The organism is Myxococcales bacterium (assembly GCA_016720545.1).
Lineage (GTDB): Bacteria > Myxococcota_A > Polyangia > Polyangiales > Polyangiaceae > JAAFHV01.
Map to the genome: position 1 here is coordinate 148124 of JADKKK010000009.1, position 15017 is coordinate 163140.

Sequence of the window (15017 nt, forward strand, 5' to 3'; positions counted from 1 at the left end):
TGGTTTGCGGTCGGTGCCGTGTCGGCGCTGGTGGCCGGGGCGCTCTGCGCGGCGGTGAGCTGCGCCACGAGCGACGCGAGCCCCGACGACGCGAAGGACGCGAGCCGGCCCGGCGACAGCGCGACAGAGCCCGTGGACGCGGGCCCGGACGTCGCCGACGCGGGCCCCGAGACGGGCTGCGACGCGGCGGATCCTCGGTGCACGGTCCGGGAGGCCACCTGCGACGAGGTCGATTGGTGCAGGACGCCCACCGTCGCGAACCCGCTCCACGCCTTCACGGCCGTGTGGGGCTCGAGCAAGAACGACGTCTGGGCGGTCGGCTCGGGGGGCACGATTGCCCACTTCGACGGCACCAACTGGGCGCTCACGGAGAGCGGAGTTCGCAACACGTTCTTCGCTGTCTGGGGTAGCGGCCCGAACGACGTGTGGGCCGTGAGCGACTCGCAAGTCATCCTTCATTGCTCCGGTTTCCGTGGCCCGCAGACGACCTGGGAGGCGGTCCCCACGCCTCTTCCGGTCGCGAGCTCGGCGTACATCGACGCGATCTGGGGCAGCTCGCCCACCGATATCCGCATCGGCGGTCGCGCGTTCGATACCAAAGATCCCTTCACCGGGCGGAACACGTCGGGCGATCGCTTCATCAGCTACCCGAACCCCGACGGCGGCCCCGAGGCCGGCCTGGCCTGGGCACCGCAGACCGGCTCTCCGTACATTCGCGGCATCTGGGGCAGCTCGGCGAACGACGTGTGGATGGTCGCCGACAACAGCGTCTACGTGCCCCACGAGCGCGGGCTCACGCTGCACGGGACGCCGACCGATGGCGGCCCGCCCGAGACGGACGCCGGGTATCCGCTCGATCCGCTCACGTGGACGAGGGTAGACAGCCAATCGAACGTGACCCTCGAGGGCGTCTGGGGGAGCTCCGCCTCCGACGTCTGGGCCGTCGGACGACTCGGCACGATTCGCCACATCACGCCGGCGGACGACCGCTGGCAGCGCGTCGAGTCGCCAAGCCAGGAGGACCTGCACTGGGTGTGGGGCACGGGCCCGAGCGACGTGTGGGCGGTCGGCAACGGCGGCACCATCCTGCACTTCGACGGTCGCAGCTTCACGAAGTCGACCGCGCAGCTGCCGCTCGGGGCGAAGCCTTCCCTCCGTGGGATCTGGGGCAGCTCACCGAACGACGTCTGGATCGTGGGCGAGGGCATCGTCCTTCACTACACGGGGCCCAAGGCGAAGCCTGCGCCCCAAGGAGACGGCGGATGAACCCCACGTTGAATGGTCGCTCGCGCAGCCTCTTGCTCTCTCGCTCGCTCGTTGCCTCGCTCGTTGGGCTCGCTGCGACGTGCGCGATCGCCGTGGCGTGCTCGAGCTCGGACGGGCCTCTCGCCCCCGCCGACGCCGCTCCGATCGCGCCACAGGACGCGCAGTTGCCCTCCTCCGACGCGGCCGACGCCGAGGACGCGGCCGACACGGCCCGCCCCGACGCGCGTGACGCCATGGTCGGAGACGCTGCGCCGCGCGAGTGCTCGGCGCAGGGCTTCTGCCCGACCGCGCTGCCCCCCGACCAGAAGCTCAGCGGCGTGTGGGGCGACGGAACGGGGAGCGTGTGGGCGATCTCGGAGACCGGACGCGTCCTCCGATGGGACGGTCGCGCCTGGGCTCTCCACGTGACCCTCCCTGGCGAGCCGGCGCTCCTGAAGATCTGGGGGAGCGGCCCCACCGACGTGTGGATCCTCGGCGCGCAGGGGCTCCTGCACGGCACGGGCGCGAGCTCGTCCTCGCTCGTCTTCGCGCCGGTGGACGCGCCCGGCGACCCCACGATCCCGCTCACCGCGTTGTGGGGCACGGGCCCACAGGACGTGTGGGCCGCCGGCGGGACACGTGGCAAGAGCTACCCGTACCCCGCGACTGGGCGCCTCGTGCACCTCACGAGTGAGGGATGGCAGGTCGTGCCGGACGTCCCCACCGACGTCGCGTTCCGGCATGTCTGGGGCACTCCCGCCGCTGGCACCTGGGTCGAGGGCATGGTGGCCGCGGACACCGGCGGGCGCGCCGCGGCGCGGGTCCTTCGTCTCGCCGCGGGCTCGAGCACCTGGGAGGTCCAGACCCTCCCGCCCGATCCTGGCGTGAGCCCCGCCAGCTCGGGCATTCCCGGCGAGCTCACGGCCGCCGCCATGGGCTCCGCGACCTCGATGTGGCTCGTCGGGCAGAGCGCGGGCGGTGCGCTCGGGTATTGGCACGGAACGAGCGCCGACGCGGGCCGCACCTTCACGTGGGCCTTCCTCCCTCGCCCCATCTGGGATCTTCCGCTCGGCGCCGTGTGGGGCACCGCGCCGAACGACGTGTGGGCTGCGGGCGACTACGGGCGCCTCCGCCATTGGGACGGGACCACGTGGACGCAGGCCGCGCTCATGGTGACGAGCGCGCCGATCGTGCGCCGCTTCAGCGGCCTCTGGGGCGCGACCAGCGCTGATTTTTGGATCGTCGGCGACGACATCGCGATCCGCCGAACGCCTGGAAAACCTTAAGGAATTCATCACAATGAGCACCCGGCGTCGTCCACCCCTTCGCTCCCTGCTCGCCCTCGGCGCGCTCCTCGCCCCGCTCGCGAGCCTGGGCTTCGTCGCGTGTTCGAGCTCGGTCAGCCGACCGCCCACGCCGGAGCAGCCCGCCCTTGAAGCCGGCCGGCCGCCGGTCCTCGGCCCCGACGCGCAGGCCCCCTTCGACTCCAGCGTGCCCGACGTCGATCCGCGGCCACCGTTCGACCCTGCCGACGAGGCCGTGGTGTGCGCGTCCACCCCGTGCGTGGTGGAGCTCGCGGCGGGGGCGGCGCACTTCTGCGCGCGCATGAGCGACGGCACCGTGCGGTGCTGGGGGAACGACCCGAACGGTGAGCTCGGCGGCGCGGCTCCTCCCATCGTCGAGCCGGACGCGGGCGCTCCTGACGCGGGCGAGGCCGACGCGAGGCCGACGCCGAGGCCGACGCCGAGGCCGACGCGGGGACGCCCGGCACCAGCGACGCGGGGGCGAGCGATGCCGGTGACGCCGGCGCTCGACCCACGGTGGTCACCGGTCTCACGGGTGTGACGCAGCTCTCGGCGGGTGGCACCACCTCGTGCGCGCGCCTCGTCGACGGCAAGGTGAAGTGCTGGGGAGGCAACGACCGAGGGCAGCTCGGCCTCGAGAACCCTGCGGTCGCCGACGCGCTCGCTCACCCTCTCGCGAGCCCGGCGGCGCTCGCCGGCCCTGCGGTCCGCGTCGACGTGGGCCAGCGCACGGCCTGCGCGGTCCTCTCCTCGGGAGAAGTTCACTGTTGGGGCGCGAACGCGCAGCTCCTCCTCGCGCGGACCGATTTGGACGGCGGCGTGAACGGCGCTCCCGAGCGCGCCGATCTCGGCAGCGCGAAGATCGCGCGGACGGCCGGTGGCACCGACACCGCGTTCGCCGTGACGACCGCGGGAGCGCTGCTCGCCTGGGGAGCCGTCGCCGGAAACGAGGGCGTCGTGGCCGCGCGCATCGCCTCGCTGAGCCCCGACCCTCGCCCGCTCCCGCTCGACCTCACGGGCGTGACGAGCTTCTCGGTCTCGTCGACCACCATGTACCAGCCGCCGGGCACTGGCTTCCCCAGACCGCCGGTCCAGCCGCTCGGCCACGCCTGCGCGGTCGCGCGCGGCGGGCAGCTCTATTGCTGGGGCGGGAGCAACGGCGGCGCGCTCGGCACCGGGCTCCCCGACCCCGCGAAGATGCCGACGAGGGCCCGCGTCGCGAGCGAGAAGGGATACCCGCAGCAGGTGACCGCCGCCGGCGAGATCACCTGCGTGAGGCTCACCGACGGCACGGTGCAGTGCGCGGGCGACGACTCTCGCGGCGCGCTCGGTCGCGGAGTGGCCGACAAGTTCTCCATGTTCTTCGTCCCCGCCAAGGCGCTCACGGGCCGCGCGGTGCAGGTCGCCGCGGCGCGGGGCACGGTGTGCGCGCTCCTGCAGGGCGGGACGGTCTCGTGTTGGGGGAGCAACGAGCTCGGCGAGCTCGGCCTCGGCACGCGCGACACCGTCGCGCACCCAAGCCCCGTGTCGGTCCGCTTCTAGTGTCGCGTTTCCATCGAAGCGAACGGTGCTCCGCACACTGGGCCTCGCCCAACAACGCAGCACGATTCCTGTTCTGTTGGGCTCCGCCCAAACCCGCGTACCTCGATTCAAGAGAATCGAGGCACTAGAAAGGCCTCGCCCCATGCTCACCACTCTCCGGCCGCGCCGCGCGGCCTCCTTCATCCTCCTCGGCCTGCTCGGCGCTCTCTGCCCCCTGGCGCTCGCCGCCTGCGGCACGGCTCGCGATCCCGGCGAGGCGCCCAAGCCCACACCCACCTTCGAGCTCCCGAAGGAAGACGCCGCGCCGCCCGCGCCCCCGGTCTGCGGGGTGCACTGCTCGCGAGATCTCAAGCGCGTGCTCGATGGCTGCGAGGGCGCCGAGCGGGTCGTCGAGGAGTGCACGAAGGACCAGGGCTGCGGCAAGGGCACCTGCTTGGACGCCTGCACGGCGGTCGCGCTCTCCAAGGGGTCCACGGGCTGTGACTTCTGGGCCGTGCAGCCCGACGATCTGCCCTCCTACCGAGGGGCCTGCTACGCCGCGATGATCGCCAACACTTGGGACCGCCCGGTGGCGCTCTCGGCGGATTTCGGCGCCGCCTCCCTCGACATCTCCAAGTCCACCTACACCGTCAAGCGCAAGGGGATCGATCCCGAGTACACGGTGCTGAGCGGACCGCTCCCGCCCGGCGAGGTCGCGATCGTGTTCCTCGCCCACGATCCGCTCGTCGCGCAGGGCAGCCAGAACGTGAAGCTCTGCCCCGTCGGGGTCACGCCCGCGCTGACCGTCGACCCGATCCGGCACGGCACGTCGAAGACCCAGGCGTTTCACCTGAAGGCCGACGCGCCCATCGCTGCGTACACCATCTTCCCCTACGGCGGCGCGGACAGCTACGTCCCCACCGCGACCTTGCTCCTCCCGAGCACCGCATGGGACAAAAGCTACGTGGCCGTGAGCCCCAACGATTTTGGCACCACGCTGCGCCGCCGCACCCTGCAGATCGTAGCGAACGAGGACGACACCGAGGTGAGCATGCGCCCCACGGTCGAGATCCCGTCCGGGCAGGACGTCGCCGGCGCGGCGCGCAACGTCACCCAGTCTTGGAAGCTCTCGCGGGGTCAGGTGCTGCAGCTCACGCAGGCGTCGCTCACCGGCAGTCCCATCGCGACGAGCAAGCCGGTCGGCCTCTTCGGCGGCTCGGTCTGCACCGAGCTCCCGCTCCCCTACTGCGACACGATGCAGCAGCAGATCCCGCCTTTCGCGATGTGGGGCACGGAGTACGCGCTCGTGCCCTACAAGCCGCGGCTCGATAGCTTCTCTCCCGACATCCGCGAGAGCGTGCCCTACTCGATCGTGGGCGCGGTGAACGGCACCACCCTCACCTACGAGCCCTCGCGCCCGCTCGGCGCGCCCGAAAAGCTCGAGGCCGGCGAGTCGGCGCACTTCATCGCGGACTCCATCGTCGTCGTGCGAAGCCAGGACTCGAAGCACCCCATCTACGCGTCGGTCTACATGACCGGATCGACCTACGGCGGCGGTACGCCCGGGAAGCTCACGCTGGGGGATCCCGACTTCGTGAACGTGCCGGCGAGTGACCAGTTCCTGGACCGGTACATCTTCTTTACCGACTTCACCTTCCCGCTCACCACGCTCACCGTGGTGCGGCGAAAGACCGCCAAGGGCTTCTCTCCGGTCACCATCGATTGCGCCGGGGAGATCACGGGTTGGCAGCCCATCGGCACGGGCGACAAATACGAGTGGACCTGGGTCACCCTCACCGAGGGCTTCGTGCCGCAGAAGTTCCCCAAGGGCGAGTGCAGCTACGGTCGCCAAGAGGCCAAGAGCGACGGGCCCTTCTCGGTGACCGTGTGGGGCGTCGGTCGCGACGCCAGCTATGGGTACGTGGCGGGGACCGGGCTCCGACCGATCAACGACGCTCCCCCTCCGGGCGGTGAGGTAGCGCGGGCCGACCCAGGCGCGCCGCGCCGCGCGAGGCCGGCCTATCGCTAGTCCCCTGGAGTCGTGGTTCGTATCAGAAGTCGGGTCTTCGGTGTCATTCCGAGGAGCGAGGGGGTGCCCCGTTTTCGGCGGCGGCGGGCCCGTCCTCAACTCGGACGTCGTTCCGCGCGGTGGAGGCGGCGCTTTGCGCTCAGGGGACAGTGGTTTCGGGTGTGACCGCGCGAGAACGCCGACCCTCGAACATGAGTATCCTCCCACCGCCGCCGAAAACGGGGCACCCCCTCGCTCCCTTGTGGCGAAAGGCCGAGCCGCGCGACTTCTGGAAGGGATCACGCCTCCAGGGGACTAGTAGGTCACCACGGTGCGGATCGACTCGCCCCGCTTCATGAGGTCGAACCCCTCGTTGATGCGCTCGAGCGGCAGCGTGTGGGTGATCATGGAGTCGATGTCGATTTTGCCCTCCATGTACCAGTCGACGATCTTCGGCACGTCGGTGCGGCCGCGCGCGCCGCCGAAGGCCGAGCCCTTCCACACGCGCCCGGTGACGAGCTGGAAGGGGCGGGTCTTGATCTCCTGCCCCGCCCCGGCCACGCCGATGATGATCGACTCACCCCAGCCGCGGTGGCAGCACTCGAGCGCCTGCCGCATCAGGTCGACGTTGCCGACGCACTCGAAGCTGTAGTCGGCGCCGCCACCCGTGAGCTCGACGAGGTGCGCGACCAGATCGCCCGACACCTCCTCGGCGTTGACGAAGTGCGTCATGCCGAGCTGCGCGCCGAGGGCCTCGCGCGCGGGGTTGATGTCGACGCCGATGATCTTGTCGGCGCCGACGAGGCGCAGCCCCTGCACGACGTTGAGCCCGATGCCGCCGAGGCCGAACACCACGGCGTTCGCGCCTGGCTCCACCTTGGCCGTGTGGATGACCGCGCCAATGCCGGTGGTCACTCCGCAGCCAATATAACAGACCTTTTCGAACGGGGCGTCTTTGCGGATCTTGGCGAGCGCGATCTCGGGGAGCACGGTGTAGTTCGCGAAGGTCGAGCACCCCATGTAGTGGTGTATCGGCTTCCCCTTGATGGAGAAGCGGCTCGTACCGTCGGGCATCATGCCCTTGCCCTGGGTGGCGCGGATCGCGGTGCACAGGTTGGTCTTGCGGCTGAGGCATGACTTGCAGCCCCGGCACTCGGGTGTGTAGAGGGGTATCACGTGGTCGCCCGGGGCGAGCCCGGTGACGTCCGGGCCCACCTCGACGACGACGCCGGCGCCCTCGTGCCCGAAGATCACCGGAAATAGCCCTTCGGGATCGGCCCCCGAGAGGGTGAACTCGTCGGTGTGGCAGATGCCCGTTGCCTTGAGCTCGACGAGCACTTCGCCCGCCTTCGGACCCTCGAGATCGACCTCCTCCACGACGAGGGGCTTTCCAACTTCGTAGGCGACCGCTGCGCGCACCTTCATGAGAGCTCTCCTCGGCTTCGTGCGGTGCGCGAGCGCGCCCGCCGGCGCCGCCATGATAACCCGCCGGCTCCCGAAGAAGGAAGGCTCCCCCGCGAGGCGGGAGGACGGAGTCCTCCGCCGACGCGGGCCCCGAGCACCCGCGGGCCCCGAGCACCCGCGAGGCGGGAGGACGGAGTCCTCCGCCGACGCGGGCCCCGAGCACCCGCGAGCCCCGAGCACCCGCGAGGCGGGAGGACGGAGTCCTCCGCCGACGCGGGCCCCGAGCACCCGCGAGGCGGGAGGACGGAGTCCTCCGCCGACGCGGGCCCCGAGCACCCGCGGGCCCCGAGCACCCGCGAGCCCCGAGCACCCGCGAGGCGGGAGGACGGAGTCCTCCGCCGACGCGGGCCCTCCACCGTTTTGGGCTTGGGACCCAAAACCAGGAGGTGGGGCCCCAGCCGGCTCCGCCGGTGGGGCGGAGGACGGAGTCCTCCGATGACAAGTCAGACCTGATTGAGCAGTCGTGGTCGAAGACCACGACGTTCAATCAGGTGTCGAAGTAGAGATAGAACTCGTGCGGGGTGGGGCGCATGCGGATGGGGTTCAGCTCCTTCGTGCGCTTGAAGTCGAGCCACTCCTCGATGACGTCCTTCGTGAAGACGTCGCCGCGGAGCAAGAACTCGTGGTCGCGCTCCAGGTTGTTCAGCGCTTCTTCCAGGCTCCCGGGCATCTGCGGGACGGTCTTCAGCTCCTCGGGGGAGAGGGCGTAAATGTCCTTGTCGAGCGGATCGCCCGGGTCGATCTTGTTCTGGATGCCGTCGAGGCCGGCCATGAGCATCGCCGCGAAGGCGAGGTACGGGTTCGACGACGGATCGGGGAAGCGCACCTCGATGCGGCGGGTCTTGGGCGACGGCCCCGTGATGGGGATTCGCACGGAGGCCGAGCGATTGCGGCTCGAATAGGCGAGGTTGACCGGCGCCTCGAAGCCGGGGACGAGGCGGCGGTAGCTGTTCGTCGTCGGGTTCGTGAACGCGGCGAGGGTGCCCGCGTGCTTGATGATGCCGCCGATGTACCAGAGCGCCATCTGCGAGAGGCCGGCGTAGCCGTCGCCGCCGAAGAGGGGCTTCCCGTCCTTCCAGAGCGACTGGTGGACGTGCATGCCCGAGCCGTTGTCGCCGAAGAGGGGCTTCGGCATGAAGGTGCACGCCTTGTTGTGGCGACGCGCCATGTTCTTGACGACGTACTTGAACCAGAGGAGGTTGTCGCCGCACGAGAGGAGCTCTGCGAACTTGAAGCCGATCTCGCACTGTCCACCGGTAGCGACCTCGTGGTGGCCCACCTCGACGGAGATGCCCGTCGCCTCGAGCATCAGCATCATCTCCTGCCGAATGCCCGCGAGCGTGTCGGTCGGGGGCACGGGGAAATAGCCCTCCTTGTAGCGGGTCTTGTAGCCCAGGTTCGGGCCCTCGGACTTGCCCGAGTTCCACGCTCCCTCTTTGCTGTCGAGGAAGTAGTAGCCCTCGTTCGGCTTCGATTGGTCGAAGCGGACGTCGTCGAACAGGAAGAACTCGGCCTCGGGGCCCATGTACGACGTGTCGGCGATGCCCGTCTGCTTGAGATAGGCCTCGGCCTTCTTCGCGATGTGCCGGGGATCACGGGAGTACGGCTGCTTCGTGATGGGGTCGAAGACGCTCGCGACGAGGCTCAGCGTCGTGTGCTCGTAGAACGGATCGATCTTGGCCGTGCTGGCGTCGGGGATCATCACCATGTCGGAGGCGTTGATCGGCTGCCACCCGCGGATCGACGAGCCGTCGAAGGCGATGCCGTCCTCGAACATGGCCTCGTCGAGGCGGTGTGCGGGCAGGGTCGTGTGTTGCCACTGGCCCGGGAAGTCCACGAACTTGATGTCGATGAACTTCACATCCTTGGATTTGGCGAGCTCGATGACGTCCTTCGGCTTCATAGTCTTCCTCTCTTGACGATTTCATGACGGGAGGCTGGTGGCCTCGCTGGGGAACGGTTCAGGAGCCGGCGGGGCCCCTCAGATGGCGTTGCGGCCGCGCTCGCCGGTGCGAATGCGGACGGCCTCTTCCACGTCGGTGACGAAGATCTTTCCGTCGCCGATTCGGCCGGTCTTGGCGCTCTTCTCGATGGCGTCGAGCACGTCGTTCACGTGCTCTTCGGGGACGACGATCTCGATCTTCACCTTCGGCACGAAGTCGACCACGTACGCGCTGCCGCGGTAGACCTCCTTCTTGCCGCCGGTGCGGCCGAAACCCTTCACCTCGGTGACGGTCATGCCCTGCACGCCCACCTCGGAGAGCGCGTCCTTCACCTCGTCGAGCTTGAAGGGCTTGATGATGGCTTCGATCTTCTTCACGGTCGTGCCTCCGTGCGCGAGCCAGGCCGCGCGGTCGGGGAGCCTATCACCCCGGCCCTCGTCACGGTGGGCCGGGCCGAGGCCCTGTCCACCGCCGCCGCAGCACTAGCGTGGCCACCGTTTCGGAAATGTTTCCGACCGGTCGGGTCGTGCAATCGGCGCCGAATCGTTGCACCGTACGACCCATGCCGCCCGCCCCGCAGGACCCCGAGTCGCCGGCGCCTCGCGCTTCGACGCGCGGGAGCCTGCCGCTCGGGACGTTCCCGACCCCCGTCCACGCGCTCGAGGCCCTCTCGACGCCGCGCGTGTTGGTGTACGTCAAGCGCGACGACCGCTCCGGAGAGGCCTACGGCGGCAACAAGGTCCGAAAGCTCGAGCCGGTGCTGTTCGACGCGCGCGCCCGCGGGAAGACGCGCCTGCTCACCGTCGGCGCCGCCGGGAGCCACCACGTGTTGGCGACCGCGACGTACGGCCTCGCAGCAGGGTTCGCCGTGGCCGCCGTCCTCGTGCCGCAGCCGGGCAATCTGCACGTCGTCACCAACCTGCGCGCGAGCCTAGGGCGCGGCCTGGAGCCGATTTGCGCGCGCGGCTTCCACGAGGTGCCGCTCCAGGTGCTCGCGCACATGACCCCGCAGACCGCGTTCGTGTCGCTCGGCGGCTCGAGCGTCACCGGGACGCTCGGCTACGTGGACGCGGCCTTCGAGCTGCGCGCGCAGATCGAGGCGGGAGCGCTGCCCGAGCCCGACGTGATCGTCACGGCGCTCGGCTCGGGCGGCACGGTCGCGGGGCTCGCGGTGGGCCTCGAAGCCGCCGGGCTCGCCTCGCGCGTGGTCGCCGTCGCCGTCTCGTCGCCGGTGTTCGTCCTCGAGGGGCTCATGGCCCGCCTCGTGCGCCGAACGGCGCGGCGAGCCGCGGTCGACGCGGCCGGGGCGCTCGCGCGCGTCCGTGTCGAGGGAGGCTTCTTGGGCGCGGGGTACGGCCACGCCACCCCCCAGGGCGAGCTCGCGACGGCGCGCGCGGCGGAGGTGGGGCTCGCGCTCGACCCGACGTACACGGCGAAGGCCTTCGCCGCGGCGCTCGCAGAGATCGCGCGGCTCGAGGCGGCTGGCGAGCCGAGGACGGTCCTCTACTGGCACACCCTCTCGAGCGCGCCGATGGCGCCCCTGCTCGCGACCGCCCCCGAGTCACTCGAGGGCGAGCTCCGCGATCTCGTGCGTTGAGCCGGGCGGCTCCGCGTGGTTCAGGCGGGTGGGGCCAGCAGCGTGCGCATGTCGTCCTCGAGCGTGCCGAGGATGTGCGCGATCGTGCGGCCGCGAAGCCGCGACTTCGTGGCCTTGAAGGCCGGCCGCGCGAGCCCGGTCAGCCGCGTGGCCTCCTCCTTCGCGCGATCGAGCAGGCGCTCGGCCGGCACCACCTCGTCGAGGTAGCCCGCCTTCACGGCGCCCTCGGGATCGTAGATCTGTGCCATGAGCGTCGCGCGCGGCAGCTCGGTGCTGACGAGGCGGTCGCGCGCGAGCTCCATCGCCAGCACCGGCACGGGGAGGCCGATGGCGACCTCGTTCAGGCCGATGCGGAACGGGCCTGCGGTGCCGATTCGCACGTCGCCGGTGAGCACGAGCAGCGAGCCGCCGGCGAGCGCGTGCCCCGTGCACGCGATGACGAGCGGGAGGCTCGCGCCGTAGAGCTTCATGTAGAGCTCCGAGCCGCGGAGCAGGAGGGCCTTCGCCTGCTCGGGCCCGCTCATCATGACCTTCAGGTCGAAGCCGCCCGAGAAGCGGCCTTCGCGCCCGACGAGGATCATCGCGGAGGCCTCGCGCTCGGCGCGCTCGAGCGCCCCGGTGAGCGCGTCGATCATGCCCTCCGACAGCGCGTTCGCTTTGCCGTCGTCCATGCGGACGATCGCGGTGGTGCCTTCGAGGGTGTAGTTGACGAGTTCGGTGGTCACGCGCGCGAGCCTACCACCCTTTTTCCATTTTCGGCGCGCCCGCGCGGAGCGGCCGCGGCGCTCACCTGACCTCGGTCAACCGACGGCGCGGGACCTGTCGACGAGGCCCATGTGGGTGACTCGCGTGCCCCAACTTCGCGTAGGGTGCCGCGAGGCGCTGTTGCGCGCCTGCCTCACGCACGCAACAGAAAGCACCCGAATGGATATCCTCACTTCGCTCGACCGAAAGTCCGACTACACGAGAAACCAGCTCGAGCTCATCCTCGGGGCTTGGGTGATGAGCGCGCTCGTCGAGAAGCGTGGCAAGATCTCGACCAGCGACGGCGACGTCTCGGAAGACGACTACGACAAGACCTCGATCTACTCGCTCCTCTACTCGCTCTACCGCTCGGTGGGCGACGTGCGTAGCGCGTCGGGCGAGACGTACGAGCTCACCTTCAACACCTGGGGATACGCCTGGCCAGAGGGCTCAGGGGCCTGCCCGACGAGCGCGACCGATCCGCAGCGGTTCGGGAAGAACGCGTACACGGGGCTCTTCGAGTTCCCCGAGGTGAAGGCCCTCGTGGAGGCCCGGGGCGGCAAGGTGCACGTCGTCGAGCTCGGCTGTGGCACGGGCGCGGGCGCGCACCACGTCGCGTCGAAGGTGCTGCCCCGCTGCACCTACGAGGCGGTCGACATGCAGCGCGCGGCGATCGAGACCTGCAAGCGCAAGTTCGTGCCCGAGCTCGGCGGTCGCCTGAAGGCCACCTGGTCCGACGCGACCGCGCTCCCCACCGCCGACGGCGTCGCCGATATCGTAGCCGTCAACGAGACGCACGTCACCGAGCTCACGGGGCAAGCCACCGACGAGGACCGCCGCTTCTTCCAGACCGTCGTGCGCCTGCTGAAGCCAGGCGGCTACCTGGTGTGGGGCAACGCCATCCCCGAGCCCACCTGGGCGCCGTGTTTCGAAGTGCTCGAGTCGCTCGGCATGAAGAAGCTCGCGGTGCGCGACGTCACGGCCGAGGCCGTGGTCGCGCGGGATCAAGACAAGGGCCGCGTCGACGCGTACGTCGATCAGGCGATCGCGAAGTTCATGGCGTTCCGGCTCCCCGTCATCGGCGCCAAGCGGCGCGTCGAGGCCGAGCACGCGATGAAGAACTTCTATCGAAACCCCGGCACGCGGCTCTACGAGAAGATGGTCGACGGGACCGACACCTACAAGGTCGTCTTGTTCCAGAAGCCCGCGCTCGACTGAGGCGGGCAGGCGCGCTCGCGCCCCGGCCCGCCCCCGCGTAGTCTCGCGGGGTGCGAAGCCCTCGCCCCGTCGTAGTCGTCTCACGCGTCGCGGCCGCGGCCCTCGCGGTCGCGGTCGCGATCGGCGGCCCTCGCGCCGCGAGCGCCGAAGACGCCGGCCCCGAAGACGCCGCCCTCGGCCCCGCGCAGCCCGTCACGCTCCGCGCGCGCGTGCTCGACGACGGCGCGCGCGTCCCGGGTGACACGAAGACGCCGCTGCCCGAATCGCCTTTCCCCGGAGACGCCGCCGAGCTCTTCGCGCTGCGCGGCGAGACCGTCGCGTTCCAGGTGGTGGTCGAGCCCGACGGCACCGCGCGCACCCTCCACGCGACGCTCGGCGCCTTCGAGGGGCTCGGGCCCGTCGCCCGCGTGTTCGCGGAGCATTTCGTCGACGTCAAGCGCACCTCCGGCAACGACAAGGACGACACCTCGCTCGCGTGGACGAAGCAGGCCCGTCCATCGCCGCTGCTCGTTGGCCTCTACGCCGACGCGCTCCTGCCCGGCAAAGACGCAGCGCTCGGCGCCTCCACCCGCGCGGCCTTCTGGATCGACCTCGAGGTGCCGCTCGACGCGACTCCGGGCCTCTACGAGGCGCGGGTGCTCGTCTCGTCGCGCGGGGGCGTGGTGCTCGATCGGGCCGTTCGTCTCCGCGTGGCGCCGCAGGCCATGCCCTGGGGCGCGCTCCCGGTGATGGTGTATTACGAGCCGAAGAACCTCACCTCCAGGATGGGGAATCGGCAGGCCGAACCCGAGCTGCGCGCCCTGCTGCACGCGCACCACGTGGCCTCGTTTCACGCCGTGCTCACGCCGGCCGACCTCGAGCGCGAGATACCCTACTTGACCGGAGAGGCCTATTCGCCCCCCGCGTATTCGGGGCCGGGTCAAGGCAAAGGCGAGGGCATCGTCGTCTTCGGCTCCTACGGCGATCTGGGTGAGCCCGCGGCGTCGAAGGTGCCCGCGCTCGCGAAGATGCAGGCGCGCGTCACTGGCCTGTCGAGCATGCCCGAGGCCTTCCTCTACGCGGTCGACGAAGACTGCAAGAGCCCCTGGCCGGCCGCGTGGCGCAAGCTCCTCGACGAGGCCGCGTCGCTCGACGGCGGCGCCGACGCGCGCACCATCCGCGTCGGCGCGACGTGCGGCACGGACCCGTCGAAGCACGCCGCCGACGTGGTGATGGCCACCCCGGAGGACCTCGAGCCCGAGCGCATCGCCGCGGCGCGCGCGCTCGGCAAGGTGGTCTGGGCCTACAACGGGAAGCGCCCCTTCGGTGGGGCGATGGTCATGGACGCGCCGGCCATCGATCTGCGCGCGAACGGGTGGATCGCGGCGCGCTATGGCCTGCCGAGGTGGTTTTACTGGGAGGCCACCTCGTGGACGTCGGAGGGGGGCGGGAAGGTGGGCGGTGCCACGGATCCGTTCGTGGTGGCCGACAGCTTCCATAACAAGGACGGCGACCACTCGAACGGCGACGGCATCTTGGTCTATCCGGGCACGCAGGTGGGCGGCATGACCTCGTTCGGCGAAGACACGGTGTACCCTTCGGTGCGGCTCAAGAACCTGCGCCGCGGCGTACAGGATGCAGGATACATCTTGTTGGCGCGCGACCGCGACGCGAAGGCGACCGAGGCGATCGTCGCCCGGATGGTGCCAAGCGCGCTCTCCAAGGCGAGGGGCGCGGCTTCGTGGTCCAGCGACGCGCGGCCCTGGCTCGACGCGCGCCGCGAGCTCCTCGCCCTCGTGATGCGCGCCCCGGCCGACGCTGTGCCGCGCGTCACCACCCTGGCGCCGCCTGCCCCCCCGCGGCCGCCGCGACCCAAGCGGGTCGGCGCCGGCGCGTGGGCGGCGATCGCGCTGTGCGCGGCGGGATTCTTCGCCTGGGGCTTCGCGAAGACGCGCCCCGCGCCCCTCGTTCGCTGAGGGCCGGTCACAGTTCCA

The 15017-nt window shown here is 70.6% G+C and carries 12 protein-coding genes; 8 read left to right on the forward strand and 4 right to left on the reverse strand.

The features are described 5' to 3' along the window. Positions 1 to 18 precede the first annotated feature (18 nt). From IPQ09_18110 to IPQ09_18130, 5 genes are all read left to right on the forward strand, one after another. Positions 19 to 1266, forward strand: a complete 1248-nt coding sequence (locus tag IPQ09_18110; GenBank protein MBL0196099.1) for a hypothetical protein — start codon at positions 19 to 21, stop codon at positions 1264 to 1266. Then, a complete protein-coding gene (locus tag IPQ09_18115) occupies positions 1263 to 2531 on the forward strand; it encodes a hypothetical protein (GenBank protein ID MBL0196100.1) in 1269 nt (422 codons plus the stop codon). Before IPQ09_18110 ends, IPQ09_18115 begins: the two co-directional genes overlap by 4 nt. Before the next feature lie 13 nt (positions 2532 to 2544). Then, positions 2545 to 3090 carry a hypothetical protein gene (locus IPQ09_18120; protein MBL0196101.1) on the forward strand — a complete coding sequence of 182 codons (546 nt, stop codon included), beginning with the start codon at positions 2545 to 2547 and terminating at the stop codon, positions 3088 to 3090. After that, positions 3066 to 4091 (forward strand): hypothetical protein, encoded by a 1026-nt coding sequence (locus tag IPQ09_18125; GenBank protein ID MBL0196102.1) that lies wholly within the window; start codon positions 3066 to 3068, stop codon positions 4089 to 4091. The genes IPQ09_18120 and IPQ09_18125 overlap by 25 nt, the downstream gene beginning before the upstream one ends. Positions 4092 to 4233: 142 nt before the next feature. Beyond that, the gene (locus tag IPQ09_18130; protein MBL0196103.1) at positions 4234 to 6099 is read left to right on the forward strand and encodes an IgGFc-binding protein; all 1866 of its coding nucleotides are present in this window, start codon (positions 4234 to 4236) and stop codon (positions 6097 to 6099) included. 294 nt (positions 6100 to 6393) lie between these two features. On the opposite strand, the gene IPQ09_18135 is transcribed toward IPQ09_18130, so the two are convergent. The 3 genes from IPQ09_18135 to IPQ09_18145 form a co-directional block, all read right to left on the reverse strand. Beyond that, positions 6394 to 7503, reverse strand: a complete 1110-nt coding sequence (locus IPQ09_18135; protein ID MBL0196104.1) for an S-(hydroxymethyl)glutathione dehydrogenase/class III alcohol dehydrogenase — start codon at positions 7501 to 7503, stop codon at positions 6394 to 6396. A 526-nt stretch (positions 7504 to 8029) separates the two neighbouring features. Then, positions 8030 to 9445 carry a type I glutamate--ammonia ligase gene (gene glnA / locus IPQ09_18140; GenBank protein MBL0196105.1) on the reverse strand — a complete coding sequence of 472 codons (1416 nt, stop codon included), beginning with the start codon at positions 9443 to 9445 and terminating at the stop codon, positions 8030 to 8032. Positions 9446 to 9523: 78 nt separating this feature from the next. Then, a complete protein-coding gene (locus IPQ09_18145; protein ID MBL0196106.1) occupies positions 9524 to 9862 on the reverse strand; it encodes a P-II family nitrogen regulator in 339 nt (112 codons plus the stop codon). A gap of 185 nt (positions 9863 to 10047) precedes the next feature. Between IPQ09_18145 and IPQ09_18150 the strand changes: the two genes are divergently transcribed. Then, the gene (locus IPQ09_18150) at positions 10048 to 11082 is read left to right on the forward strand and encodes a pyridoxal-phosphate dependent enzyme (protein MBL0196107.1); all 1035 of its coding nucleotides are present in this window, start codon (positions 10048 to 10050) and stop codon (positions 11080 to 11082) included. 20 nt (positions 11083 to 11102) lie between these two features. Here the strand turns inward: IPQ09_18150 and IPQ09_18155 are convergent, their stop codons facing one another. Beyond that, positions 11103 to 11807 carry a crotonase/enoyl-CoA hydratase family protein gene (locus tag IPQ09_18155; GenBank protein MBL0196108.1) on the reverse strand — a complete coding sequence of 235 codons (705 nt, stop codon included), beginning with the start codon at positions 11805 to 11807 and terminating at the stop codon, positions 11103 to 11105. A 199-nt stretch (positions 11808 to 12006) separates the two neighbouring features. On the opposite strand from IPQ09_18155, the gene IPQ09_18160 reads away from it, so the two are divergent. Both IPQ09_18160 and IPQ09_18165 read left to right on the forward strand, forming a co-directional pair. Further along, on the forward strand, positions 12007 to 13044 hold the full coding sequence (locus IPQ09_18160) for a class I SAM-dependent methyltransferase (protein ID MBL0196109.1): 1038 nt from the start codon (positions 12007 to 12009) through the stop codon (positions 13042 to 13044). A 50-nt stretch (positions 13045 to 13094) separates the two neighbouring features. After that, the gene (locus IPQ09_18165) at positions 13095 to 14999 is read left to right on the forward strand and encodes a DUF4091 domain-containing protein (protein MBL0196110.1); all 1905 of its coding nucleotides are present in this window, start codon (positions 13095 to 13097) and stop codon (positions 14997 to 14999) included. Positions 15000 to 15017 lie beyond the last annotated feature (18 nt).